Here is a 23,186-nt window from a genome sequence, read left to right on the forward strand (position 1 = left end):
CAACATGACCTCTCCCGTCTGGTGGTACCCCGCACTGGCCCTGCTGGCCGCTGTGGCCGGCATGTGGGGCGTGATCGCTTTGCATGGCTGGATCCAGCGTCGCTGGCAACCGTCCACAGTCGATGCGTGCGACACCCTGATGCCGCCCACTGCCCTGGGCACCGACAGCCAGATGCTGGCGCAAGACCTGGCCCTGGCCGATGACCTGGCCCAGTGCCTGACCCGGGGCGGGGCGGGTCTGTCGCTGCTGTACCAGCCCAAGATGGCAGCACAGGGTCACTTCACCGGGGCTGAGGCCTTGCTGCGCTGGCAGCACCCCGTGATCGGCCGGGTCGACCCGGGCACCTTTTTGGCTGTGGCTGAGCGTCATCACCTCATGCCGCGCCTGGGGCAATGGGTGTTGCACGAGGCCTGTCGCCAGATGGCCGAATGGCACACCCAGGGCTGGCGTGTGGGGGTGGCAGTGAACCTGTCGCGTCAGCAGGTGGCCGATCCCGACCTGCCCCTTCGGGTGGCCCAGGCCCTGGCCCAGCACCACGTGCGCTCCGAGCTGCTCACACTCGAGCTCAATGATGCGGTCCACCTGCACGCCCCGACCGTATGGCAGCAGGGCCTGGCCCAGCGACTCAAGGCCCTGGCCCAAGACGGGGTGCGCCTGAGTCTGGACGACGGGCAGTCGCCCGTGGGTTGGCTGCAGGGGCTGGGGAGCGGCGTGGCGCACGAAATCAAGATGGACGGCCGGTTGCTGGCCGGCGAACCGCCCGACCCTGCGCGTCTGGCCGACATCAGCTTGGCCCATGCCGCAGGCTTGCGCGTCGTGGCCGTGGGCGTGGAAGACCCTGCCCTTGCCGAGCGCCTGCGCCAGATGGGTTGTGATGAACTGCAGGGTTATCTGTTTGCCAAGGCCATGCCGGGCCGTCACCTGGCCATGTGGTTGCGCGAGGGCCTGAGCGCCGACGCCCGGCGCCTGTCTCCCCAGAGCCTCACGGCCCTTGAGCCCCACCCCATCACCCGATCGGCCACGCAGTCTCGCAGTTTTCCTACAATCACGGGATGACTGCCCCTTTGCCCATCCAACGCCGCCCCTACACCCGCGCCGCCCAGCTGCCCGACATCCTGCGTGAGCGCATCGTGGTGCTCGACGGCGCCATGGGCACCATGATCCAGCGCTACAAGCTGGGCGAGGCCGACTACCGGGGCACCCGCTTTGCCGAGCATGGCAAAGACCTCAAGGGCAACAACGAGCTGCTGCAGCTGACCAAGCCCGAAGTGATCCGCGAGATCCACGAGCAGTACCTGGCCGCCGGTGCCGACATCATCGAAACCAACACCTTCGGCGCCACCACCGTGGCGCAAGACGACTACGAGCTGCCCGAGCTGGCCATCGAGATGAACCAGGTGGCCGCGCGCATGGCCCGCGAAGCCTGCGACAAGTACAGCACTCCCGACAAGCCCCGCTTTGCCGCCGGCGCCATCGGCCCCACGCCCAAGACTGCCAGCATCAGCCCTGACGTGAACGACCCCGGGGCCCGCAACGTCGATTTCGACACCCTGCGCCAGGCCTACTACGAGCAGGCCCAGGCCCTGATGGACGGCGGCTGCGACCTCTTCCTGGTCGAGACCATCTTCGACACCTTGAACGCCAAGGCCGCCATCTTCGCCATCGACCAGCTGTTCGAAGACACCGGCGAGCGCCTCCCCATCATCATCTCAGGCACCGTGACCGACGCCTCCGGCCGCATCCTGTCGGGCCAGACCGTCAGTGCCTTCTGGCACTCGGTGCGCCACGCCCACCCGCTGGCCATCGGCCTGAACTGCGCGCTGGGCGCCACCCTGATGCGTCCCTACATCGAAGAGCTGTCCAAGATCGCGGGCGACACCTTCATCAGCTGCTACCCCAACGCCGGCCTGCCCAACCCCATGAGCGACACCGGTTTCGATGAAACCCCGCCGGTCACCGGGGGCCTGGTCGAAGAGTTCGCGCAGGCGGGTTTCCTGAACATCGCGGGTGGCTGCTGCGGCACCACGCCCGAGCACATTGCCGAAATCGCTCGGCGTGTGGGCGGCTACCGCCCTCGTTGCCTGCACGAAGGTGCCCGCGGCTTTTTCACGGAATTGGCCTGATTTTTCGCCCTTTGACACGTTGACGCGCCGCGGGCGCTTTGCTGCAATCGCTGTTCACCGGTGGCAAGGGCTGCCGGCGCTCAACTCAGGAGATTGCATGAACAAGCAACTGAACGCGGCGGCCCTGGGCCTGCTGCTGGCCGTGGGAGTGACCGGTGCCCAGGCCGCCGGTGAGGGTTATGTGGGCGTGGGCTTCCCCGGCGTGTTCGCCGGGTATGCCCTGAGCGTGCACGACAACGTCACGGTGCGGGCCGACTACGCCACCCTGGGCAGCCGCAGCAAGGACGGCACCGAAGAGGGCATCAACTACCAGGGCAAGGTCAAGATCGGCCGTGCTGGCCTGTTCGGTGACTACTTCCCCATGGGCAGCGGCTTTCGCCTGACCGGCGGTGTCACCTTCAACCAGGTCAAGGTGGACCTGAACTCCTCGCTGATCGCCGGGCAGACCTACACCGTGGGCAACGCCAGCCGCGTGGCCAACGGCAGCGAATTCTTCAACGTGCAGGTGAAATTCCCCGAAGTCACGCCCTTCGTGGGCGTGGGCTTTGGTCACAAGGCCAAAGAAAAGGGTCTGGGCTTCGCCTTTGACCTCGGCGCCTCCATTGGCAAGGCCAAGGTCAAGGTGGACACCAACGTGCAGAATCTCAGCAGCGGCGCCATTTCCCAGGCCGACATCGACGCCGAAACCGCCGAGATCCGCGATGGCGTGGGCAAGATGAAGTTCCTGCCGCAGCTGAGCGTGGCGCTCACCTACACCTATTGATGCATGGCGCCCTTCGGGGCCCTGCATGCGCAAGGGGGGCCAGTGGCCCCCCTTGTCTTTTCTCTGCCCGTCTCCGTCTTCTCCACAGCAACCGTTCAACCCTCCTCCTTCAGGCGTGCCCGCGCTCAGCCGTGGGCCACCGGGGCCTGCAGGGGCTCGGTGTTCTTGCCACGGCGCAGCAGGCGGCGGGCCATGCCACCCAGCGGCTTCATGGCCGGCTTGAGCACCAGCTTGGCCACCTGGGGCAGGATCACGCGGAACATGCTGGCCAGGCCCACTTCGGCCAGGCAGGGCAGCTCGCAGCCGCGCTCCCACTCGGGGTTCATCTGTTCGAAAAAGGCGATGTCGGCCTGACGACGCAGCTCGGGCGTGATCGGCGTGGCGTCCGATTTCAGGCAGTTGTAGCCGTCACCGAAATCCAGCACCATTTTGTCGCGGTTCAGGAAACCCGGAAACAGCGTGTCGCAGTAGGTTTCCGTGATGCGCTTCATCTCGGGGTTTTCATGTTCCGGATGAGGGTAATAGTTCGGGAAATTGCGGGTCAGCAGCAGGAAGGTTTTGTAGCCCTTGGAAATCAGGAACCAGTATTGGCGAGTGAAGGGGTGTTTGAAAGCCTCGATCACCACGCGCTTGACGAATTCGAAATTGATGGCGCGGCTGCCCCAGTATTCAGATTCGATGATGGTGTCGCCACTGAAAAACCCTTTGACCTTCTTGCCGTCCACGTCCAGGTCATAGATGCCCAGGGTCGAAAAGCCCACGATGGCATGGTCGGTCTTGCGGCGCACGATGAAGGCGCCCGTCTTGCGGCTCAGATCGCTGACGAACTGCTCCATCGAGGTGTATTCGTAATACCGCGAAAACACGCGGAACATGTCGCGAACGTCCTTGACGGTGATGTCCTGCAGGGCGTGGTACTGCGTGTAGATCGGGTGCTTGCGTTGTGACATCGGGGCGACCTCTGTGAAGAAAACTGTCTGGCTTGGGCTCAATTGTTTCAAGCCGGCTCAGAAACCTTCACAGGGTCGCTCCCCGGGGCCCCTTGTTTGCGGGGCTTTGGGAGCGTGAACTATTCACGATTTTCGAAGTGCCCCTTGATTTTCACGCGGGAAGGGGGATTTTCAAACGCTTGTTCGGCGTGTTACGCATGTTTTGATGCGCGCGCATTTTTGTCGCATGACGCCAGGGTGTGAAACCGGTCACAGGCGCCCTGTGCCTGTCAGTCGGCGTAGGGGTCACCAAACCCCAGCGCCGCCAGCACCTCGCGCTCGCGCGCTTCCATGGCTTCGGCCTCTTCCGGGTCTTCGTGGTCCCAGCCCTGGGCATGCAGGGCGCCGTGCACCAGCATGTGGGCGTAGTGCGCCACGAGGTCCTTGCCTTGCTCTTGCGCTTCGCGTTCGATCACGGGGCTGCACAGGATCAGGTCGGCCATCACCACCGGTTCGCTGGCGTAGTCGAAGGTCAGCACATTGGTGGCGTAGTCCTTCTGGCGGTAGTCGCGGTTCAGGGCCTGGCCCTCCTCGGCATCGACCAGGCGCACGGCGATCTCGGCGTCGGTGTCCAGCGCCGCCCTCAGCCAGCGCGCCACCTTGTGGCGGGGCAGGGCCTCTTTGTGGCGCTTGTCGGCAAATTGCAGGCTCAGGGACAGGGTGGGGCGGGCGCTCATGCGGTGGGATTCTTGAAATGCTCGTGAAGCGAAGGGGCGTGCGGTGCGGGCCGTGGCCCAGGCCGGTCAGGCCAGCGGCTCGGCAGGTGTGTCGGGCGGGCGCGGCGCGTCGTCGCGCACCGGGGCCTGGGCGCGGTCGTAGGCCTCCACGATGCGTGCCACCAGCGGGTGGCGGACCACGTCGGTGCTGGTGAAGTGGCTGAAGCCCACGCCCTTGACGCGCTTGAGCACGTGGCGGGCCTCGATCAGGCCGCTGCGTGTGCCGCGTGGCAGGTCGATCTGGCTGACATCGCCCGTGACCACGCAGCGCGTGCCAAAGCCGATGCGTGTCAGGAACATCTTCATCTGCTCGGGCGTGGTGTTCTGCGCTTCGTCGAGGATGACGAAGGCGTGGTTGAGCGTGCGCCCGCGCATGAAGCCCAGCGGGGCGATCTCGATCAGGCCTTTTTCAAAGGCCTTGGCCACGCGGTCAAAGCCCATGAGGTCGTACAGCGCGTCGTACAGCGGGCGCAGGTAGGGATCGACCTTCTGCGACAGGTCGCCGGGCAGGAAGCCCAGGCGCTCGCCGGCTTCCACGGCCGGGCGGGTCAGGATGATGCGCTGCACGGCGCTGCGCTCCAGCGCATCGACCGCACAGGCCACGGCCAGGAAGGTCTTGCCCGTGCCGGCCGGACCCACGCCGAAGGTCAGGTCGTGGCTCAGGATGTTCTGCAGGTACTTGATCTGGTTGGGCGTGCGGCCTTGCAGGTCGGTGCGCCGCGTGTTCAGGACGGGCCCTTCGGGCTCGTCTGGCGTGGGTGTGGGGTCTGTCAGACCATGTCCCAGGCCCTTGCGTGTGCCGCGCGCGGCTTTGGCGGTGGCGGCCATGCTGAGTTGTTGCGCCACCGCAAGCTGCACCATTTCGGCGGGTACGTCACGCTGTGCCCGGGCGTACAGCGACTCCAGGACCGCGAGGGCCTGTTCAGCGGCGGTCTGGGGCCCTTCGATGCGGAAGCGCTCACCCCGACGGGCCAGCGTCACGTGGAAAGCGGCCTCGATGGTGCGCAGGTGCTCGTCCATGGGGCCGCACAGGTGGGCCAGGCGTGTGTTGTCGGGCGGCGTGAAGGCGTGTCGCAGGGGCATCGTGTCAGGGCGGGCGGCGCAGGTTGAGGGCAATTCCGAAGGGATCGTGCCGCTCAGGCGTCAGATGGGCGCCAAAAGAATGAAGATGGCCTGCGAATTGTCACCTGCCCGGTGCTTCGGTGTGCGAAATCTCGCGCGAAAATAGCTTTTCTACCTTGGCGCATTGCAGCATTCCCCATGAACCAGCCGTCTTGGCAACGTTGGTTGGCCACCTTGCAGGCCCCCCTGAAGGTCTTGAGCGCGTCGCCATCGACCGAAGGAGGGCGCCGCACCGCGTCAGACGAGCCCACCTTGCGGCTCAATGCCCTGGGCCGCATCCTGTTGGGACTGCTGATTGCCTGGGTGCTGGGCTGGAGCGTGGTGGCGCTCAACCGCGCCAACAGCATTGGCGACCACAGCACCCGTGCGGAAGGCGTGCAAGTGGCACGCGCTGCCTGGGTGGCCACGGGAGGGGCCAGCACCTTTCCCATCCAGAACACGTCCAGCGTGGTGCCTCTGCCCGACGAATGGGCCCGCACCCGACCAGGCTACAACGGCAGCGTCTGGTACCGCATCCACTTCGACGCCAGCCAGAAAGGCCGCAAGGCCCTCTTGGGCGCTTACCTCGAACGTGCCTGCTCCGCCGTCGAGGTGCAACTCAATGGTCAGGTGCTGTACCGCGCCGGTGGCGCCGACGAATTGCTGTCGCGCCAGTGCTATGAGCCTCACCTGATCAGCCTGCCCAGCTTCCTGCTGCGCCCGGGCGACAACCAGCTCGACATCCGCCTGACGGGCCGTCCGCTGGAACAGGTCACGGCGCGCCAGCGCGCCGGCGGCATGGGCACGGTGCACATCGGTGACTGGGACGCTCTGCGCCGCCTGGCCGACGGCCAGTCGTTCTGGGCTGTCACCATCTCTCAGATCATCGGCGGGGTGCTGGTGGTGCTGGGTGGCTTTGCCGTGGGCCTGGCCTGGGTGCGTCGCTTGCCGTATCTGTGGCATTTCGGGCTGCTCACGCTCACCTGGGCCGCGCTCACCAGTCGCCTGTGGTTCTCTTACCTGCCCCTGTCGGGGTCGTGGGCCGAGGTCCTGATTGCCACCGTGTTTGCCCTCATGGCGGCCTTTGCCGTCAAGTTCCTCCTGGGCTACGCCGGTCATGGGCTGCACCACGAAAGTGAGCAGCGTGAAGTGGTGTGGGTGAACCGTGCGCTGGTGGGCCAGTTGCTTCTGCTGCCCTTGAGCCTGGGGCTCACCCGCGACAGCCACTGGCTGTTCGACGTGGCCCGGGGCTGGTATGTGGTGCTGGCCCTGGAGGTTCTGGCCTCGGTGGGGTACTTCATCTGGCACGCCGGTCGCACGCGCCGCGCCGAGTTTCTGGTCATGAGCGGCACCCTGGGCGTGGCTGCGGCCTTGCTGGGCACCGAGCTGTTCTTCCAGTTCCGCCTGATGCAGTCCTGGGGCTGGAACATCACCTACTTCGTCATGCCCATCTTGTTCGCGGTGGTCAGCTTCCGCCTGATCCAGGTGTACGCCAAGGCCCTGCAGACGGCCGAAGGCGCCCGCGCGCAACTGGAGCGCCGTGTGCAGGAGATCAGCGCCGAGATCGAGCGCAACTTCACCCAGATCGCCGAACTGCGCGTCGAGCAGATCGCCGAGAAAGAGCGCAAGCGCATCGCCTCCGACCTGCACGACGACCTTGGCGCCAAGTTGCTGACCATCGTGCACACCAGCGACAACGATCGCATCTCGACCCTGGCGCGCGAGGCCCTCGACGAGATGCGCCTGTCGGTGCGGGGCCTGACCGGCCGCGCCATGCGCCTGCCCGATGCGCTGGCCGACTGGCGTTCGGAGGTGGTCTCGCGCCTGGGGCAGGCCGGCATCGAGGTGGAATGGCGCCACCCGATGGACGTGTTCGACGAGCCCCTGTCGGCCCGCACCTATGTGCAGACCACGCGCATCATCCGAGAGGCCGTCAGCAACATCATCAAGCACAGCCAGGCCTCCCACGTGGTCATTTCGGCCGAGGTGGGTGAGACTGATTTCCAGGTCGTCATCCAGGACAACGGCAAGGGCATCCCGCTCGAACTCGACGGTCGTCTCGACCGCGGCCACGGCATGACCAGCATGAAACACCGCGCCAAACAGCTCAACGGGCAGTGTCTGGTCGAGTCCGGCCCTGGTTTTGGCACGGTCATTCGTCTCACTTTGCCACTGGAGACCGAAACTGTCGCATCGGCGCTCACCCCCGGTGCTAGCATTTCACCCCAGCGGCGGAGCGATCCCGCTCTCCCCCATTGATTCCCGAGGTTCCAGCCATGAAGCAAATTCTCCTGCTCGAAGACTTGCCCGAGATTCGTGCCTGGCTCAAGACGCTGGCGCAGCAAGTCTTCCCTGGCTGCCAGATCAGCGAATGCGCCCGTGTGCATGACGCCTTGCAGCTGGTGGGCGCCATGCGCTTTGACGTGGCCATGCTCGACCTGGGCCTGCCCGACGGCTCTGGTGTGGAAGTGGTCCAGGCCCTGCGCGAAAAGCAGCCCGACGTGCAGTCGGTGGTGGTCACCATCCACGACGACGACGACCACCTCTTCCCGGCCCTGCAGGCGGGCGCCTTCGGCTACCTGCTGAAAGAGCAGTCGCGCGAGCAACTGGCCGAACAGCTGCAGCGCATCGCCCAGGGCGAGCCGCCGCTGTCGCCCTCGATCGCCCGCCGTGTGATCCAGTACTTCACGGCCCAGGCCCGCCTGCAGCCGCAGAACTTCGGCCAGGACATCGACACCGTCACGCCGCATGTGCAGCTCACCGACCGTGAAAACGAAGTGCTGCTGCGCGTGGCCAAGGGCTTCACCCTGCCCGAGATCGGCCAGCAGCTGAACCTGTCGCGCCACACCATCGCCGACTACGTCAAGCAGATCTACCGCAAGCTGAACGTGTCCTCGCGCGCCGAAGCGGCTCTGGAAGCGCAACGACTGGGGCTGTTCCGCCGATGATCGCTCGCCTCTCGGGGGTGCTGGCCGAGAAGGCCCCACCCTCGGTCCTCGTGGACGTCGGTGGTGTCGGCTACGAGGTCCAGGTGCCCATGAGCACCTTCTACAACCTGCCCGGGCTGGGCGAGAAGGTCACGTTGCTGACCCAGTTCATCGTCCGCGAAGACGCCCAGCTGCTGTATGGCTTCCTGACGGCCACCGAGCGCGAGAGCTTCCGCGAGCTGATCAAGATCAGCGGCGTGGGCCCGCGCATCGCGCTGGCCGTGCTCTCGGGCCTGAACGCCAACGAACTGGCGCAGGCCGTCGCGGGGCAGGAAACCGCCCGCCTGATCAAGGTGCCGGGCATCGGCAAGAAAACCGCCGAGCGCCTGCTGCTCGAACTCAAGGGCAAGCTGGCGCCTGTGCTGGCCCAGCCCACCGCCCTGGCCGGCGACACCCACGGCGACATCCAGCAGGCCCTGCTGGCCCTGGGCTATTCCGACAAGGAGGCACAGCTGGCGCTCAAGGCCCTGCCGGCTGACGTGTCGGTGTCGGACGGCATCAAACTCGCGCTCAAGGCCCTGTCTCGCTGATGCTGCCGACCTTCCGATCTCTGGGCGTGCTGCTCGCCGTCTGCCTGCCGCTGCTGGCCAGTGCGGCCGGCAAGCCCGTGGTGCCCGCCAAGACCGCACCCACGCCTGTGCAGCAGTTTTGCGCCGACCTCGTGCGCAAGCTGCCCAATGTCACGCCTGCGCTGTGCGCCCGCTCCCAGCTGGTGCCCAATGGCGGCCGCTCGGTGCAGAACCGGGTGCTGTTTCAGCGCGACGTGATCTCGCCCAAGGCCCGCCTGAAGGTGCTGGTGGTGGGCGGCATCCATGGTGACGAGCTGTCGGCCACGGCCTTGAGCTTGCACTGGATCGGCCATGCCATCGACACCCCTTCGAACGTGCACTGGCGCTTCGTGCCGCTGCTCAACCCCGACGGCATGTTGCTCGACGTGCCCACCCGCACCAACTCCCGCGGGGTCGACCTGAACCGCAACTTCCCCACGCCCAACTGGGACAAGGAAGCGCCGCTGTACTGGAAAGACAAGACCCGCAACGACCCGCGGCGCTACCCCGGCCCCAAGCCCTTGTCCGAGCCTGAAAGCCGGTGGTTGTACGAGGAAATGGAGCGCTGGAAGCCCCACCTGATCGTGTCGGTGCACGCGCCGTATGGCGTGCTCGACTTCGACGGGCCGGCCGTGCCGCCCCAGCGCCTGGGCCGCCTCTACCTCGACCAGGTCGGCATCTTCCCAGGCAGCCTGGGCAACTATGGCGGCGTGCACAAGAAGGTGCCCGTGGTCACCATCGAGCTGCCCAGCGCCATCCGCACCCCGCAAGAAGCCGAGATGCGCCAGATGTGGCTCGACCTGCTGCGCTGGATGGGCGACCGCCTGGGCGCCGAGTGAGGCTCAATGACCGTCCGGCCCGCGCGGCTTGACGGTCGACAGGATGGCCAGCAGCCGCTGGATCTGGATCGGCTTGACCAGGTAGTGGTTGAAGCCCGTCTGCAGCGCTTGCGCGATGTGATCGGGCAGCGCGTCGGCACTCAGGGCGATCAGGGGCATGCGTTTGGTGCTGGCATGCGCCCTCAGCGTTCGGCACATCTCCAGACCGCTGCCATCGGGCAGGTTGATGTCGATCAGGGCCACATCGGGCAGCTCGGTCTGGATGGCCTGCAGCCCTTGCCGCGAGGTCGGGAAGGAGCTCAGTTGCACTTCGGGGTGGGCGTGGAACAGCGACTCGACCAGGTTGCGGTTCAGGGCGTTGTCTTCCACGTGGATGATGCGCAGTGCTGGCAGGCGCGGGCGCTGCATGGGCAAGGAGGCCGAGGGCTCGTCCTTGGCCTGCAGTTTGTCGGCCAGCGGCAGGTTCAGGGTGAAGGTGCACTCCTTGCCCAGCGCGCTGGTCACGGTCAGACTGCCGCTCATGAGTTCTGCCAGGCGGTGCGCAATGGCCAGACCCATGCCCTGGTCGGCGTCGTCCACCAGCGTGCTCTGGCCCTGGTGGCGCTGCAGCGCGGGCACAGGGCTGAAGGGCTGGAACAGCCGTCCGTTGTCCACGGGTGGCAGGCCATCGCCAGGGTGGCTGACCTGCACCAGCACGCGGGGCTGCTCGGGGTGCTGTTTCAGCGAGATCCACACGGTGCCCTCGCGAGGGCAGTGTCCGATCGCGAACCGGACCAGTGCCTGCAGGATCGTCTTGACGTGGATGGGGTCGGCCCAGGCCGGGCCGCATTCGCCTTCGATGACCTGCGTGATGCGGGCCTGACGGGCCAGACCTTCGTGCTGGTGGCAGGCCTCCTTCACCACCGTGTGCAAGTTCACGCGTTGGGCGTGCATGGCCAGCACGCGGTCTTCCGCATTCGCCAGGGTGACGGCCTTGTCCAGCAGGTGCAGCAACTGGCGAGCGGCTTGCTGGATGTTGGCCAGGTGGCGCCGCGCGTCGACCGAGGCATCGACCTCCATCTCCAGCAGCTGCGAAAAGCCCACGATGGTGTTGAGCGGGCCCCGCATGCCGTGGCTGAGCTGCCCCAGGAAGGTCGAGCGCCGCGCCAGGGCCACTTCGGCCTCCAGGCGGCGGTTGTGCTCGGTTTCGGCCCAGCGCTGTGAGCGCAGGTCGGTCAGCACCTCGATGTAGCGGTCGATGCGTCCGCTCTCGGCCACCAGCGGGTGCGCAGTGCGGGCGACCCAAAGCGCCTCGCCGTTGCGGTGGTGGGCGCACATGGGTTGCTGCTCTACGCCTTCGCCTCGGGCCAGGGTCTGGCACAGCCGTGTGATGGCTTCCGCATCCGTCTGGGGGCCGCTGATCAGTTCATCGAGCTGTCGACCGTGAGCGTCTTCCAACGTGTAGCCGGTCAGTCGGGTGAAGGCCGGATTGGCCCACAGGATGTTGCGTTGGGCGTCGCAGACGATCACGGCGTCGGCGATGCGATCGGCCAGCACGGCCAGTTCGCGTGCCGACGCTTGTGCATCGGGCAATGCCATGGCTTGACGGGGGGTGTCCAGCATGACGGGCTCCTGAGTTGGGTGAGGCGTGAGCCCCATTTTTTGTGTCAGCCGGGGCTGGCTGGCGCATCGTGGCGCATTGGAGGAAATCTACACCCGAAAGTGGGCGTGCAGGATGTTCAGCAGGCGGTTGATCTGTAACGGTTTCACCAGGTAGTGATCCACACCGGTGTCAGTGGCCACCGCGATGCTCTCTGGCAGCGCATCGGCACTCAGGGCGATCACCAGGGGGCGTCGCTCGGCGGGCCACTGGGCCACTTCGTGCGCCAGGGTCAGGCCGTGGCCATCGGGCAGGTTGATGTCCAGCAGCACCACATCGGGTGGTGCACCGCGCACACACTGCAGGCCCTCGTTCAGCGTACAGGCCATGGCCACCTGCACTTGGGGCTGGGTGCTGAACACCGCTTCGATCAGCACGCGGTTCATGGCGTTGTCTTCCACGCACAGCAGGCGCATGGCGGGCAGTTCCAGGGGGGGCTCGTCGGTATCGCCCGTTGTCACGGGTGTGGGGTGAGCCATCAGGTGATCGGCCGCAGGCAGGGTCAGTGTGAAGGTGCTGCCCTGGCCCACCGTGCTGTGGACGGTCAGGTCGCCCAGCATCAGCTCGGCCAGTCGTTTGCAGATGGCCAGACCAATGCCATGTCCTGGGGCCATGCCGGCGGTTTCGTCCAGTCGCGTGAAGGGCTGGAAGATGCGTGCCTGATCCTGCGGCGCGATGCCCACACCGGGATCCCGCACCGTGAGTTGCACCAGGTGGGTGACCGGGTCGAGCTGACCGCGCACCTCGATCACGCCGGGGCGCATGGAGTACTTCACCGCATTGCTCAGCAGGTTGTCCAGGATCTCGCGCACCCGCTGGGCGTCGCCCATGGCATAGATGATGGGCACGTCGCACACGATCTGCAGGCCCTGAGCGTGCGCCTGCGCAGCCATCAGGGTGGCGCAGTCGGAGGCCAGTGGCTGCAAGTTGATGGCTTCCGGTGCGTAGTCTTCCAGGGCGTGTTCCAGTTGGGCCAGTTGCAGCGCCTGGTTCACGAGGCCCAGCAGTTGCTGGCCGGCCTGGTGAATGATCTCCAGCTTCTTGCGCTGGCCGGGCAAGGGCACCGCCTCAGGGCCCTGCAGCAGCAGGTGGGCAAAGCCCATCACCGCGTTCAGTGGCGTGCGCATGTTGTGACTCATGCGCGAAAGGAATTCGGTCTTGACCGCGTGGTTGGCCTCGGCCTTCATGAGCGCCTCGCGCTCGGATTCGGCCTGCAGGCGGTCGGAGATGTCCCGCTCGATCACGATGTGGCGGCTGATCAGGCCGGCCTCGTTGTGCACCGGCAGCACCGACACTTCGGCCCAGTACTGGGTGCCCAGGCGCGTCTGGCGAGGCACGCGGATGCGGTCAACCGCTTCCCCACGCATCACGCGCTGCTGCATGAGGCGCACGGTGGCGTCATCCTGCCCCGGGCCCAGCAGGTCGTCGGGGCGCATGCCTCGTGCTTCTTGCAGGCTGTAGCCGGTGGCCTGGATGAAGCTGGGGTTGACCCAGCGGATGCGCTGGTCGGCGTCACAGATCATGACGGCATTGGGTGAGCGATCGGCCAGCAGGGCCAACTCCTGGTTGACTGCCAGGGCCTTGTGCAGCGCTTCGTTGGCTTCCTGCAGGGCCTCGTGCTCGCGGTGTCGCGCGGTCTGATCCACCAGCGCCACCAGCCAGCGGTGCTGTCCGCCCTGGGGGGTTGGCACTTCAGAGAAATGCAGGTCGACCAGCAGTGGCGCTTCGGCTCCCCTCAGCCACACGCCCCGCACCTCGTGGCTTTTCTGGTGGGTGGACTGCTGCACGGCCTGCAGGGCCCGCACCCGTTGCAGCTCGTCATGGCCCAGGCGGTACAGCAGCTGGTCTTGAAGGGTGTGGGCAGGCTGACCCAGCAACTGGCACAGCGCGTCGTTGGGAGCGCGGATGGCACCACGTTCGTCGAGCTGGCACAGGGGCACGGGGGCGGCCCGCAGCAGGTGCCGGTAGCGTTCGGCCTGGGCCAGGGCCTCCTGCTGGCTGGCCTGCAGGGCGTCTGACTGCAGCTGCAGTTCGACCTGGTGAATGCGCAGCTCTTCCAGCAGGCGCTGAGCGTCTGACTCGGGTGGCAGGGCGGGTGCGTTGTGGCTCGGCGCGTCGTCAGGGCGTCGGCTGGACAATGGCATCGGAAGGCTCCTTTCGGGCGCACTTCCAACGGGTCACGTTGTAGTGCGCAATCACGGCCCCTCCGCCATCGGCCCGCAGGTGCATGGCATGCAGGGCGAACCAGCGTGGCTGGTGAGGGGCGTGGCAAGGGTAGACGTGTTCAAAGTGCTGGCGTTCACCGCGTAGCACGGCCGACAGGCCGAATTCGATCAGTCGCAGATCTTCGTCGTGGGCGGCGTTGCCAGTCTGCGCCTGGCGCACGGTGTGCAGGTAATTCTGCCCCGGGCCAGTGCTGCGCAACTCGGTGTCCCCGTTGTCTTGAGCGAACTGCATCCAGGGCTGGTTCACCGACACGATGCGCCCCGTGAAGTCGAGCACGGCCAGGTTCAGGGGCAGGGCGTCGATGATGGCCTGCAGGCGGTTGACATTGCGGACCGAGGACAGGTCCACCAACAGCAGCACGGCCCGACGCATCACGGGCAGGGTCGTGTCGGTGGCACACGTTGGGCTCATCGTGCTGGTTGCACCCGTGGTGCCCGTGGTGTTCAAGGTGCCGAAGGGGACGATGCGAGCGAGGTACCAGCGGCCCAGCTCGCTGCGCACTTCGCGCTCGACGGTCTGGCCGGTGTGCATGGCGCGTTGCAGCTCTTGCGCCAGACCGGGGAACTCCAGTCGGTGCGAAAAATCGGTGATGCTGCGGCCCAGGTCGGTCTCGCGCAGGTTGAACAGCAGCGTGGCTTCGCGGCTGAAGCGCTGCAGGCGCAGGTGCTCGTCGACGAAGATGCTGGGCAGGGCGGAGGCTCGCTGCATGCCATCGAGGTCGGCGTGCAGATCACGCAGCTGCTCCAGTTGCTGCTGGTACTCGCCGTTGACGGTGTACAGCTCTTCGTTGACCGACTGCAGTTCTTCGTTGGTGCTCTGCAGCTCTTCGTTCGTGCTCATGAGCTCTTCGTTGTTGGCCTGCAGTTCTTCGTTGCTGCCCTGCAGGGCCTCGATGCTGCTTTGCAGATGTGCGCGGGTCATGTCGAGCTCACGTGCCAGGTGTTCGACCTGCTCACGGGTGGTGTCGCCCAGAGTCAGCTCGACCGCAGCCACCTCGGTGCGTCGGACCTCTTGTTCGGTTTCGAACGACACCAGCACCTGTGCGGCCGTGCCCGAGGTGTCCAGCCGCTGGGCCACCAGCGTGAGTTGCTCGTGGGGCCACAGGGTCTTCAGCCCTGGCAGGCTGAGTGCTGGGCTGCGGACAGGACCGGGCTGGCCGGCGACCACGACCATCAGTTGGCGCATCACGGGGGCCAGCTCTGCAGGCAGCAGGTCTTGCACTTGCAGGCTGGGGTGGCCTGCGCGCAATTGCAGCAAGGCGCCGAATTCGCCGATGAGCTGCACAACGTGGCCCTGGGCATCGAGCACCAGGGCGGGCGGCGCATGTCGGCGGCACAGCAGCTGCAGTGCCTCGACCATGGGGCCCGCGCTCGGGGTTGGAGCTGGCACCAGCGGGGTGCGCACGGCCGCCGCGGCGGGTGACAGGTGCATTTGCCGCAGGTTGTCGGCACGGGCCCGGTGCGGGCTCTGGAACAGCCGGGCCTTGCTGTCCAGTGTGATGAGCTGGTCTTGCAGGCAGGCGGGGGTTTCGCTGCGTCCCAGGGCCATGTAGCCACCGGGCACCAGCGCGTAGTGAAGGCGTCGCAGGGCTTGCTGCTGGGCGCTGGGTTGCAGGTAGATCAGCATGTTGCGGCACATCACCAGGTGCATCTGCGTGAACGGCGGGTCGTTCAGCAGGTCATGACGCGCAAACACCACCATGGCTCGCAATTCGGGCCGCACCACATAGTCGTCGCCCTGCTGGGTGAAAAACCGTTCCAGTCGCTGAGGGGTCAGTTCATGGACGATCGAGGCTGGGTAACGGCCCGCGGCCGCCCGTGCCAGATAGGTTGGCTCGATGTCGGTGGCATACACCTTGATGGACGGCCACTTGTGCGCCGTGTCGCAGCACTCCTGCAGCTGCATGGCCAGGGAGTAGGCTTCTTCGCCCGTGGCGGTGGCCGCCACCCAGGCCCGCAAGGGTTGTTCGGGGGGCAGGTGTTCCAGCAGTTCGGGCACGGCCTGGTGGGCCAGGGCTTCGAAGGCTTCGCTGTCACGGAAGAAGTGCGTCACCGGGATCAGCACCTCCTTGCGCAGGCGGCTGGCTTCGGCCGGTTGCTGGGCCAGAAACTGCGCGTAGGCAGAGATGTGGTCCAGGCCGAGCACCTGCATGCGGCGGCGGATGCGCCGCCACAGCATGTCGGGCTTGTACTGGTTCAGAGGAAGGCCTGCCTGCTGCTGCACGCGGTCGGCGATGTCGGCCAGCGCCCGGATCCATTCGGGGTGTTCCAGGTCTTCGGAGGCGGGGGCATGGGTGCCGGTGGGCAGCATCCCGATCTCAATGGTTCTGGCAGTGGTGTGCTCGGCCGTGTCTTCGGTCCGGTCTTCGTCCACTGGGTGCACACGTTGAACCACCTCGTGTCGGGCCAGCCAGGTGCCGATGTTTTCGGGGGCGAGGGTGGCGTCGACCAGGCCAGTGGCCAGTGCATTGCGGGGCATGCCGTCGAATGCGGCTGACTCGGGGCTCTGCACCACGATCTGGCCGCCCTCCTGGCTCACATGAGGCAAGCCGCGGCTGCCATCGGCCCCTGTGCCCGACAGAATCACGGCCTGCAGGCGTGGGCCCCACTGCGGGGCTGCTTCGGCCAAGAAGTCGTCGATGGGCAGGGCCAGGCCGCGCGCGGGTTTGGGGCGCAGCGTCAGCACCTCGCCCTGCAGACCCAGGTGCTTGCCCGGCGGGATCAGGAACAGCGTGTCGGGCGCCAGCGGCATGGCGTCTTCGACCAGGCGCACGGCCATGGTCGTGTGGCGCGCGAGCAGCCGGTCCATCAGGGTGGGGTGATCGGGCGACAGGTGCTGGATCACCACGTACGCGGCATGGCGGTCGGGCGGGCAGTGGTCGAGCACCAGGCACAAGGCCTCCAGCCCGCCAGCCGATGCCCCGAGCACCACCAGTTTGCGTATGGTCGATACAGCGCAGTCCTGCTCCACTGTTCCCCCTTCATTTAGGATGTGCGCGAAGTGTAGGCCTTCCCGAGGGAAGGCGCCATCGAGCCTGACCCTTGCCATCGACCATGCCATCTGTCTACGAATTCGAAGCCCAGACCATCACCGGGCAGCCTGTGAAGCTTGCCGAGCACCGCGGCAAGGTGATCCTGATTGTCAACACGGCCAGCAAGTGCGGTTTCACGCCGCAGTTCGAGGGCCTGGAAAAACTGTGGCAGGCCTACAAGGACCGTGGCCTGGTGGTGCTGGGTTTTCCCTGCAACCAGTTCGGTGGCCAGGACCCGGGGGCCAACAGCGAGATCGCCTCGTTCTGTCAGCTGAACTATGGTGTCAGCTTCCCCATGATGGCGAAGATCGACGTGAACGGCCCGCAGGCCCACCCGCTGTACCAGCACCTGGTGCAGGAGGCGCCAGGCCTGCTGGGCACCAAGGCCATCAAGTGGAACTTCACCAAGTTCCTGATCGCGAAAGACGGGCGTGTGCTGGGCCGCTACGCCCCGGTCGACTCGCCCAAGGGGCTGGCGGCCGACATCGAAAAGGCCCTGGCGGCTTGAGCCTGCCCGGGCGTGTGTCCACAGCCTCGGGTGTGGCAGGTGTCATGCCGCATCGTCATGGTTGAACGGATCGGCCACGCGCCGGTACAGCGCGCTGGCGGCCAGGTCGTTCGTGACCACCTGCGGACATCGCAGGCAGCCTGACACGCCCTCCTGCGCCCACCACTGGCACTGCGCCCGGATGGCGCAGCGCGGGGGCTTGTGAACCGCCACCGGAGCCAGACGCACGGTGCGGATGGCCAGCCGGCAGGCCGAGCGGGCCTCGTCGAAATGCCAGCAGTCAGGGCCTTGTGCACAGGCTCCTGACAGCCGGAACACCTCGGTGGGCAAGGCCGGGGCCACCGAAGCCACCAGCTCGGCGCTCAGGGGCACGGCCTGGTCCAGGTACTGCACTTCGGGCATGGCGGGGCTGCCGCCAATGACGGCAAACACCTGCGCGTCGGCCGCATTGGCCGGTGCGCTGGGGCACAGGGTGGGCGTCATGGCGGCGCTCCCGGTCAGCGGGCGATGCCCGTGTTGATCAGCACTGCGGGGTTGATCTGCTGCTGCAGGCCGCCCAGCACGTTCGGGTTGATCTTGCCCCAGGGGAAGTAGTTGGGGTCGATCTTGTAGCGCAGCGCCTCGTTGTAGGCGAGGGCGCCGCCGCTGACCTGCTGTGCAGCATCGGCCGGCAGTTCACGGGCTTGCAGGGCGCGGGTGGCACCAGCGGCGGCCAGTGCGGCGATGTCGGTGTGGCAGGCCTGAGCGGCGCGGAGGTTCTGGGTCATGGTGTGTCCTTTGAGAAATGGGTTGGAAGGTGTCGGCACCGACCTCCGGTGTCGACCCGATGAACTCTAGGAACACGCCCGCTGCGCCACATCCTGCGAACTAGGGCCCCCCCTAGTTCAAGCTGGGGGCCCCTTATCATCTCGGCTCGCACGAAGGAGAGCCCCATGTTCCAGCACGTTGACGCCTACCCTGGCGACCCCATCCTCACCCTCAATGAGGATTTCCAGAAAGACCCGCGCACGGGCAAGATCAACCTGAGCATCGGCATCTACTTCGACAACGAAGGCCGCCTGCCCGTGATGCAGGCCGTGCGCGAGGCCGAAGGCAGCCTGCTGCAGCGCATCGGCCCCAAGCCCTACCTGCCCATGACGGGCAACCCGGCCTACCGCCAGGCCGTGCAGGAGCTGCTGTTCGGTGCCGACCACGAAGCCGTGACCAGCGGCCGCATCGCCACCATCCAGACGCTGGGTGGCTCGGGCGGCCTGAAGGTCGGGGCCGATTTCCTCAAGCGCTACTTCCCCGCCTCGCAGGTGTGGGTGAGCGACCCCACCTGGGACAACCACCGCGCCATGTTCGAAGGCGCGGGCTTCCAGGTGAACACCTACCCCTATTACGACCCGGCCACCAAGGGCCTGCGCTTTGACGCCATGCTGGCGGCCATCGACGCCTTGCCGGCGCAGAGCATCGTGCTGCTGCACGCCTGCTGCCACAACCCCACCGGCGTGGACCTGAACGAAGCGCAGTGGACGCAACTGATCGAGGTGCTCAAGGCACGCCAGCTGCTGCCTTACCTCGACATTGCCTACCAGGGCTTTGGCGACGGCATCGACGAAGACGCCTTCGCGCTGCGCGCACTGGCTTCGGCCGGCGTGAGCTTCTTCGTGGCCAATTCGTTTTCCAAGAGCTTCTCCTTGTATGGCGAACGCGTGGGCGGCCTCAGCGTCGTCTGCCCGGACAAGGCACAAGCTCAGCTGGTGATCGGTCAGCTGATGTCGGCGGTGCGCCGCAACTACTCCAGCCCGCCCACCCACGGCAGCCAGATCGTGGCCCAGGTGCTGCAGACCCCAGCCCTGCGCCAGCTGTGGGCCGATGAACTGGCCGCCATGCGCGAGCGCATCAAGCAGATGCGCCAGCGCCTGTACGACGGCGTGGTGGCCCAGTTGCCGGGCCGCGATGTGCGCTACTTCATCGACCAGCGCGGCATGTTCAGCTACACGGGCGTGAGCCCCGAGCAGGCCGAGGCCCTGCGCGAGCAGCACGGGGTGTACGTGCTGCTCTCGGGCCGCATGTGCGCCGCGGGCCTGAACGCCAACAACGTCGACCGCGTGGCCGAGGCCTTCGCGGCCGTGCTGCGCTGAACCTGCGTCACTGAGGCCGTGGCGGCTCAGCCCGCCACGCGGAATCGCCGCAGCACCTCGGCCAGCGACTGCGCCTGATCGCGCAGGCTGGCCGCGGCTGCAGCGCTTTGCTCCACCAGCGCTGCGTTCTGCTGGGTCATCTGGTCGAGCGAGCCCACGGCATCGTGCACGGTGCCCATGCCCTGGTTCTGCTCGCGCGAGGCGCGGGCAATGTCTTCCACCAGCTGCGTCACCCGGGCCACCGAGGCCTCGATGCGCTGCATGGTCTCTCCGGCTTCATGCACCAGCGCGTTGCCGCCTTCGACCTGTTCGGTCGAGGCCGCGATCAGGCTCTTGATCTCCTTGGCCGCATTGGCGCTGCGTTGGGCCAGCGAACGCACCTCCGAGGCCACCACGGCAAAGCCGCGCCCTTGCTCACCGGCCCGTGCGGCCTCCACCGCGGCGTTCAGCGCCAGGATGTTGGTCTGGAAGGCGATGCCATCGATCACGGTGATGATGTCGCTGATGCGGCGTGCGCTTTCGTGGATGGCATCCATCTTCTGCACCACCCCCGACACCATGGCCGCGCCCTGGCGGGTCTGCTCGAAGGCCTCGTGGGCCATGTGGTGCGCATCTTCCGACGACCGCGAGTTGCGCGCCACGGTGTGGCCCAGCTCTTCCATGGAAGAGGCCGTGTTCTGCAGCGAGGTGGCCGCCTGTTCGGTGCGTTGCGAGAGGTCCTGGTTACCTGCCGCGATCTGCTGGCTGGCGAGGGCCACGCTGTCCACCGTCTGCTGCACGCTGCTGACGGTGTCCCGCAGGCCGTGGGTCATGCGGTTCATGGCTTGCAACAGGCGGGCCAGCTCGTCGCGGCCATCGTGCCAGTCGTGCCAGGCGTTGGTTCGCGGGGGCGGCCGGATGTCGCCCTGGGCGATCGACTCGGCCACCTGCACCGCCGCGGCCACGCCACGGCTCAGTCGGCTGGCCGTTCGCAGGGTGAGCCAGCCGATCACGAAGGCGCACACCAGGGTGCCCGCAGCGATCAGGCTGGCTTCTCGGGCAAAGGCCTTGAGGATGTCGTCGGTGTACACGCCCGAACCCACCACCCAGCCCCAGGGCGCGTAGGCCTTCACGAAGGAGACTTTGTCCACTGGCGCCTCTTCGCCAGGCTTGGGCCACTGGTAGTGAACGAAGCCCTCGCCCTTGTCCTGGGCCGTGCGCACAAACTCCTGGAACAGGAAGACTCCGTTGGGATCCTTCATGTCCCGCACGTCCTTGCCGTCCAGTTGTGGCTTGATCGGGTGGTGCACCATGCGGGCGTTCAGGTCGTTCACCCAGAAATACTCGGTCTTGCTGTAGCGCAGCCCGCTCAGGGCGGCCAGGGCCTGTTTCTGTGCGTCGGCTCTGGACAGCTGTCCCTGATCGGCCAGGCGGCCGAAGTGTGTCAGCAGCCCGTGGGCCACTTCAACCGTTTGCCGCACAGCGTGGTGGCGGTCGTCCATCTGCTGGTTCAGCATGGTGATCAGCAAGGAGCTGGCCACACCGACCACCGCGGCCACGGACAAAGCCACCAGCGCCTTCAAGCGGGTGGCCACACTCAGGTGTCTGAAAACATTCCACATGGGGAGGGTCCTGCAACTGCATGGGTTCAGGCCCCGGGCTGTCCGCCTGGCGGTGTGACGGGCTGGAAAGCACGTCCCCGGGGCGGTGGCTGGCCTGTTCAGCCAGTGCACCGATGGTGGCTTTTCTGATGTTCGGTGCATCCAGAAAACAGCAGCCACTTTCCTGGGCAGTTCCCGTGAAAGCCGTCACGCGTCCATGCAGGGAACCCCTTAGACAAGGGGGGCAAGGCTCGCGCCAAGATGCGGGTGTACCCGAGTTGCCCACCACCTCTTGCGCGAGGCCGACCATGCAAGACTCCCAGCCCTGGCTGAAGCACTACCCCCCTGGTGTTCCCCACGAGATCGACCCCAAGGCCTATGGCTCCCTGGTGGAGCTGATCGACGAAGGACTGCGCACGCACGCCGACAAAACAGCCTATGTGTTCATGGGCAAGCGGTTCAGCTTTGCCGAGATCGACCACGACTCACGCGCTTTCGGGGCCTGGCTTCAAGGCCTGGGGCTCCAGCCCGGCGACCGGGTGGCCATCATGCTGCCCAATGTGCCCCAGTACCCGGCTGCGGTCATGGGCATCCTGCGGGCGGGCTATGTGGTGGTGAACGTCAACCCGCTGTACACCCCGCGCGAACTCGAACACCAGCTCAAGGACTCGGGTGCCAAGGCCATCCTGATCCTGGAGAATTTCGCCACCACGCTGGAGCAGGTGCTGGCCCGCACGCCCGTCAAGCACATCATGCTGGCGGCCATGGGCGATTGTCTGGGTCTGCTCAAGGGTGCCATCGTCAACCATGTGGTGCGCAAGGTGCGCAAGATGGTGCCGCCCTTCCACCTGCCGCAGGCCGTGCGCTACCGTCAGGTGCTGGCCCAAGGGCGTCAACGCCAGCTGCAGCCGGCGAGGCCAGGCCATGAAGACGTGGCCGTGCTGCAGTACACCGGGGGCACCACGGGCGTGAGCAAAGGGGCCACCCTCGTGCACCGCAACATCATCGCCAACCTGTTGCAGTCCGAAGCCTGGAACAAGCCCATGTGGGCGCAGGTGCCCTCAGGCGAGCAGCCTTGCATGGTGGCGGCCCTGCCGCTGTATCACATCTTCGGTTTCACCGTGAACATGATGCTGGGCCTGCGCCTGGGGGCCTGCAACATCCTGATCCCCAACCCGCGTGACTTGCCGGCCATGTTCAAGGCGCTGCGCAAGACCCGCTTCCACAGCTTCCCGGCCGTCAACACGCTGTTCAATGCCATGGCACACCACCCTGAGTTCGGCACGGTCGACTGGAGCCACCTGCGCTTGTCGGTGGGCGGTGGCATGGCGGTGCAGCAGGCCACGGCCAAGCTGTGGCGCGACAAGACCGGCTGCGCCGTGGCCGAAGGCTATGGCCTGTCTGAAACCTCGCCGTCGGTCACGTGCACGCCCGTGAACACCACGGCCTACTCCGGCTCGATCGGCATGCCCCTGCCTTCGACCGATGTGCGCATCCTCGACGACGATGGGCGCGAAGTGCCTGTGGGCACGCCTGGCGAGCTGGCGGTCAAGGGCCCGCAGGTGATGGTCGGCTACTGGCAGCGCCCCGAAGAGACGGCCAAGGTCATGACGGCCGAGGGCTACTTCCGCACGGGCGACATCGCCACGGTCGATGACAAGGGCTTCTTTCGCATCGTCGACCGCAAGAAGGACATGATCCTGGTCTCGGGGTTCAACGTGTACCCCAACGAGGTCGAAGACGTGGTGACCCAGATGAATGGCGTGCTCGAGTGCGCCGCCGTGGGCGTGAAGGACGAGCACAGTGGCGAGGCGGTCAAGCTGGTGGTCGTGAAAGACAACCCCGCACTGACCGAGCAGCAGGTGCGCGACTACTGCGCCCAGCACCTGACGGGCTACAAGCGCCCCAAGGTGGTCGAGTTCCGCACCGAGCTGCCCAAGACGCCTGTGGGCAAGATCTTGCGGCGCGAACTGCGTGACACGACGCGCGACAAGACCCCGGCCTGAGAC

General features: G+C 66.4%; 19 protein-coding genes. 10 read left to right on the forward strand and 9 right to left on the reverse strand.

Going from position 1 to position 23,186, the window contains the following annotated elements:
• The first annotated feature begins 4 nt into the window (after window positions 1-4).
• From EYS42_RS12645 to EYS42_RS12655, 3 genes are all read left to right on the forward strand, one after another.
• Entirely contained in the window at window positions 5-1,057 is a 1,053-nt protein-coding gene (locus tag EYS42_RS12645; protein WP_130968551.1) for an EAL domain-containing protein, read from the forward strand.
• The gene (locus EYS42_RS12650; RefSeq protein ID WP_130968552.1) at window positions 1,054-2,124 is read left to right on the forward strand and encodes a homocysteine S-methyltransferase family protein; all 1,071 of its coding nucleotides are present in this window, start codon (window positions 1,054-1,056) and stop codon (window positions 2,122-2,124) included. Before EYS42_RS12645 ends, EYS42_RS12650 begins: the two co-directional genes overlap by 4 nt.
• A gap of 97 nt (window positions 2,125-2,221) precedes the next feature.
• Complete coding sequence (locus EYS42_RS12655; RefSeq protein ID WP_130968553.1) at window positions 2,222-2,887, forward strand: hypothetical protein; 666 nt, start codon at window positions 2,222-2,224, stop codon at window positions 2,885-2,887.
• Window positions 2,888-3,012: 125 nt separating this feature from the next.
• Here the strand turns inward: EYS42_RS12655 and EYS42_RS12660 are convergent, their stop codons facing one another.
• From EYS42_RS12660 to EYS42_RS12670, 3 genes are all read right to left on the reverse strand, one after another.
• Complete coding sequence (locus EYS42_RS12660; protein ID WP_130968554.1) at window positions 3,013-3,837, reverse strand: hypothetical protein; 825 nt, start codon at window positions 3,835-3,837, stop codon at window positions 3,013-3,015.
• Between the two features lie 269 nt (window positions 3,838-4,106).
• Window positions 4,107-4,553 carry an rRNA maturation RNase YbeY gene (gene ybeY, locus EYS42_RS12665; RefSeq protein WP_130968555.1) on the reverse strand — a complete coding sequence of 149 codons (447 nt, stop codon included), beginning with the start codon at window positions 4,551-4,553 and terminating at the stop codon, window positions 4,107-4,109.
• 66 nt (window positions 4,554-4,619) lie between these two features.
• A complete protein-coding gene (locus EYS42_RS12670; RefSeq protein ID WP_130968556.1) occupies window positions 4,620-5,675 on the reverse strand; it encodes a PhoH family protein in 1,056 nt (351 codons plus the stop codon).
• Between the two features lie 177 nt (window positions 5,676-5,852).
• Here EYS42_RS12670 and EYS42_RS12675 point away from each other — a divergent pair, with 177 nt between their 5' ends.
• Genes EYS42_RS12675 through EYS42_RS12690 form a run of 4 tightly spaced genes read left to right on the forward strand, consistent with a single transcriptional unit; the run spans window position 5,853 to window position 10,067 of the window.
• Entirely contained in the window at window positions 5,853-7,952 is a 2,100-nt protein-coding gene (locus EYS42_RS12675; protein WP_130968557.1) for a sensor histidine kinase, read from the forward strand.
• A gap of 17 nt (window positions 7,953-7,969) precedes the next feature.
• Window positions 7,970-8,641, forward strand: coding sequence for a response regulator (locus tag EYS42_RS12680; protein WP_130968558.1), 672 nt, complete (start codon window positions 7,970-7,972; stop codon window positions 8,639-8,641).
• On the forward strand, window positions 8,638-9,210 hold the full coding sequence (ruvA, locus tag EYS42_RS12685; RefSeq protein WP_130968559.1) for a Holliday junction branch migration protein RuvA: 573 nt from the start codon (window positions 8,638-8,640) through the stop codon (window positions 9,208-9,210). Before EYS42_RS12680 ends, ruvA begins: the two co-directional genes overlap by 4 nt.
• Window positions 9,210-10,067 (forward strand): M14 family zinc carboxypeptidase, encoded by an 858-nt coding sequence (locus EYS42_RS12690; RefSeq protein ID WP_130968560.1) that lies wholly within the window; start codon window positions 9,210-9,212, stop codon window positions 10,065-10,067. Before ruvA ends, EYS42_RS12690 begins: the two co-directional genes overlap by 1 nt.
• Before the next feature lie 3 nt (window positions 10,068-10,070).
• On the opposite strand, the gene EYS42_RS12695 is transcribed toward EYS42_RS12690, so the two are convergent.
• The 3 genes from EYS42_RS12695 to EYS42_RS12705 all read right to left on the reverse strand — a co-directional run bounded on the left by EYS42_RS12695 (window position 10,071) and on the right by EYS42_RS12705 (window position 16,902).
• Window positions 10,071-11,669 carry a PAS domain-containing hybrid sensor histidine kinase/response regulator gene (locus tag EYS42_RS12695; RefSeq protein ID WP_165456764.1) on the reverse strand — a complete coding sequence of 533 codons (1,599 nt, stop codon included), beginning with the start codon at window positions 11,667-11,669 and terminating at the stop codon, window positions 10,071-10,073.
• A gap of 87 nt (window positions 11,670-11,756) precedes the next feature.
• Window positions 11,757-13,850, reverse strand: coding sequence for a PAS domain-containing hybrid sensor histidine kinase/response regulator (locus tag EYS42_RS12700; RefSeq protein WP_130968562.1), 2,094 nt, complete (start codon window positions 13,848-13,850; stop codon window positions 11,757-11,759).
• Window positions 13,825-16,902 (reverse strand): CheR family methyltransferase, encoded by a 3,078-nt coding sequence (locus tag EYS42_RS12705; RefSeq protein ID WP_165456765.1) that lies wholly within the window; start codon window positions 16,900-16,902, stop codon window positions 13,825-13,827. Before EYS42_RS12705 ends, EYS42_RS12700 begins: the two co-directional genes overlap by 26 nt.
• An 83-nt stretch (window positions 16,903-16,985) precedes the next feature.
• Between EYS42_RS12705 and EYS42_RS12710 the strand changes: the two genes are divergently transcribed.
• On the forward strand, window positions 16,986-17,471 hold the full coding sequence (locus EYS42_RS12710) for a glutathione peroxidase (RefSeq protein ID WP_130968564.1): 486 nt from the start codon (window positions 16,986-16,988) through the stop codon (window positions 17,469-17,471).
• Between the two features lie 42 nt (window positions 17,472-17,513).
• Here EYS42_RS12710 and EYS42_RS12715 read toward each other — a convergent pair whose 3' ends face one another.
• The gene (locus EYS42_RS12715; protein ID WP_130968565.1) at window positions 17,514-17,954 is read right to left on the reverse strand and encodes a nitrogen fixation protein; all 441 of its coding nucleotides are present in this window, start codon (window positions 17,952-17,954) and stop codon (window positions 17,514-17,516) included.
• A gap of 14 nt (window positions 17,955-17,968) precedes the next feature.
• On the reverse strand, window positions 17,969-18,238 hold the full coding sequence (locus tag EYS42_RS12720; protein ID WP_130968566.1) for a hypothetical protein: 270 nt from the start codon (window positions 18,236-18,238) through the stop codon (window positions 17,969-17,971).
• Between the two features lie 165 nt (window positions 18,239-18,403).
• Here EYS42_RS12720 and EYS42_RS12725 point away from each other — a divergent pair, with 165 nt between their 5' ends.
• Window positions 18,404-19,597, forward strand: coding sequence for an amino acid aminotransferase (locus EYS42_RS12725; protein WP_130968567.1), 1,194 nt, complete (start codon window positions 18,404-18,406; stop codon window positions 19,595-19,597).
• A 26-nt stretch (window positions 19,598-19,623) separates the two neighbouring features.
• On the opposite strand, the gene EYS42_RS12730 is transcribed toward EYS42_RS12725, so the two are convergent.
• Complete coding sequence (locus EYS42_RS12730; RefSeq protein WP_165456766.1) at window positions 19,624-21,198, reverse strand: methyl-accepting chemotaxis protein; 1,575 nt, start codon at window positions 21,196-21,198, stop codon at window positions 19,624-19,626.
• 287 nt (window positions 21,199-21,485) lie between these two features.
• Between EYS42_RS12730 and EYS42_RS12735 the strand changes: the two genes are divergently transcribed.
• On the forward strand, window positions 21,486-23,183 hold the full coding sequence (locus EYS42_RS12735; RefSeq protein ID WP_130968569.1) for a long-chain-fatty-acid--CoA ligase: 1,698 nt from the start codon (window positions 21,486-21,488) through the stop codon (window positions 23,181-23,183).
• Window positions 23,184-23,186: the final 3 nt, after the last annotated feature.

This window comes from Aquabacterium lacunae (assembly GCF_004310865.1).
GTDB classification, from domain to species: domain Bacteria; phylum Pseudomonadota; class Gammaproteobacteria; order Burkholderiales; family Burkholderiaceae_C; genus Aquabacterium; species Aquabacterium lacunae.

What these genes read in the sequence shown, in the direction of transcription:
- EYS42_RS12645 (WP_130968551.1), top strand. Translation starts at nt 5, where the DNA reads ATGACCTCTCCCGTCTGGTGGTACCCCGCACTGGCCCTGCTGGCCGCT.
- EYS42_RS12650 (WP_130968552.1), top strand. Translation starts at nt 1,054, where the DNA reads ATGACTGCCCCTTTGCCCATCCAACGCCGCCCCTACACCCGCGCCGCC.
- EYS42_RS12655 (WP_130968553.1), top strand. Translation starts at nt 2,222, where the DNA reads ATGAACAAGCAACTGAACGCGGCGGCCCTGGGCCTGCTGCTGGCCGTG.
- EYS42_RS12660 (WP_130968554.1), bottom strand. Translation starts at nt 3,837, where the DNA reads ATGTCACAACGCAAGCACCCGATCTACACGCAGTACCACGCCCTGCAG.
- ybeY (WP_130968555.1), bottom strand. Translation starts at nt 4,553, where the DNA reads ATGAGCGCCCGCCCCACCCTGTCCCTGAGCCTGCAATTTGCCGACAAG.
- EYS42_RS12670 (WP_130968556.1), bottom strand. Translation starts at nt 5,675, where the DNA reads ATGCCCCTGCGACACGCCTTCACGCCGCCCGACAACACACGCCTGGCC.
- EYS42_RS12675 (WP_130968557.1), top strand. Translation starts at nt 5,853, where the DNA reads ATGAACCAGCCGTCTTGGCAACGTTGGTTGGCCACCTTGCAGGCCCCC.
- EYS42_RS12680 (WP_130968558.1), top strand. Translation starts at nt 7,970, where the DNA reads ATGAAGCAAATTCTCCTGCTCGAAGACTTGCCCGAGATTCGTGCCTGG.
- ruvA (WP_130968559.1), top strand. Translation starts at nt 8,638, where the DNA reads ATGATCGCTCGCCTCTCGGGGGTGCTGGCCGAGAAGGCCCCACCCTCG.
- EYS42_RS12690 (WP_130968560.1), top strand. Translation starts at nt 9,210, where the DNA reads ATGCTGCCGACCTTCCGATCTCTGGGCGTGCTGCTCGCCGTCTGCCTG.
- EYS42_RS12695 (WP_165456764.1), bottom strand. Translation starts at nt 11,669, where the DNA reads ATGCTGGACACCCCCCGTCAAGCCATGGCATTGCCCGATGCACAAGCG.
- EYS42_RS12700 (WP_130968562.1), bottom strand. Translation starts at nt 13,850, where the DNA reads ATGCCATTGTCCAGCCGACGCCCTGACGACGCGCCGAGCCACAACGCA.
- EYS42_RS12710 (WP_130968564.1), top strand. Translation starts at nt 16,986, where the DNA reads ATGCCATCTGTCTACGAATTCGAAGCCCAGACCATCACCGGGCAGCCT.
- EYS42_RS12715 (WP_130968565.1), bottom strand. Translation starts at nt 17,954, where the DNA reads ATGACGCCCACCCTGTGCCCCAGCGCACCGGCCAATGCGGCCGACGCG.
- EYS42_RS12720 (WP_130968566.1), bottom strand. Translation starts at nt 18,238, where the DNA reads ATGACCCAGAACCTCCGCGCCGCTCAGGCCTGCCACACCGACATCGCC.
- EYS42_RS12725 (WP_130968567.1), top strand. Translation starts at nt 18,404, where the DNA reads ATGTTCCAGCACGTTGACGCCTACCCTGGCGACCCCATCCTCACCCTC.
- EYS42_RS12730 (WP_165456766.1), bottom strand. Translation starts at nt 21,198, where the DNA reads ATGTGGAATGTTTTCAGACACCTGAGTGTGGCCACCCGCTTGAAGGCG.
- EYS42_RS12735 (WP_130968569.1), top strand. Translation starts at nt 21,486, where the DNA reads ATGCAAGACTCCCAGCCCTGGCTGAAGCACTACCCCCCTGGTGTTCCC.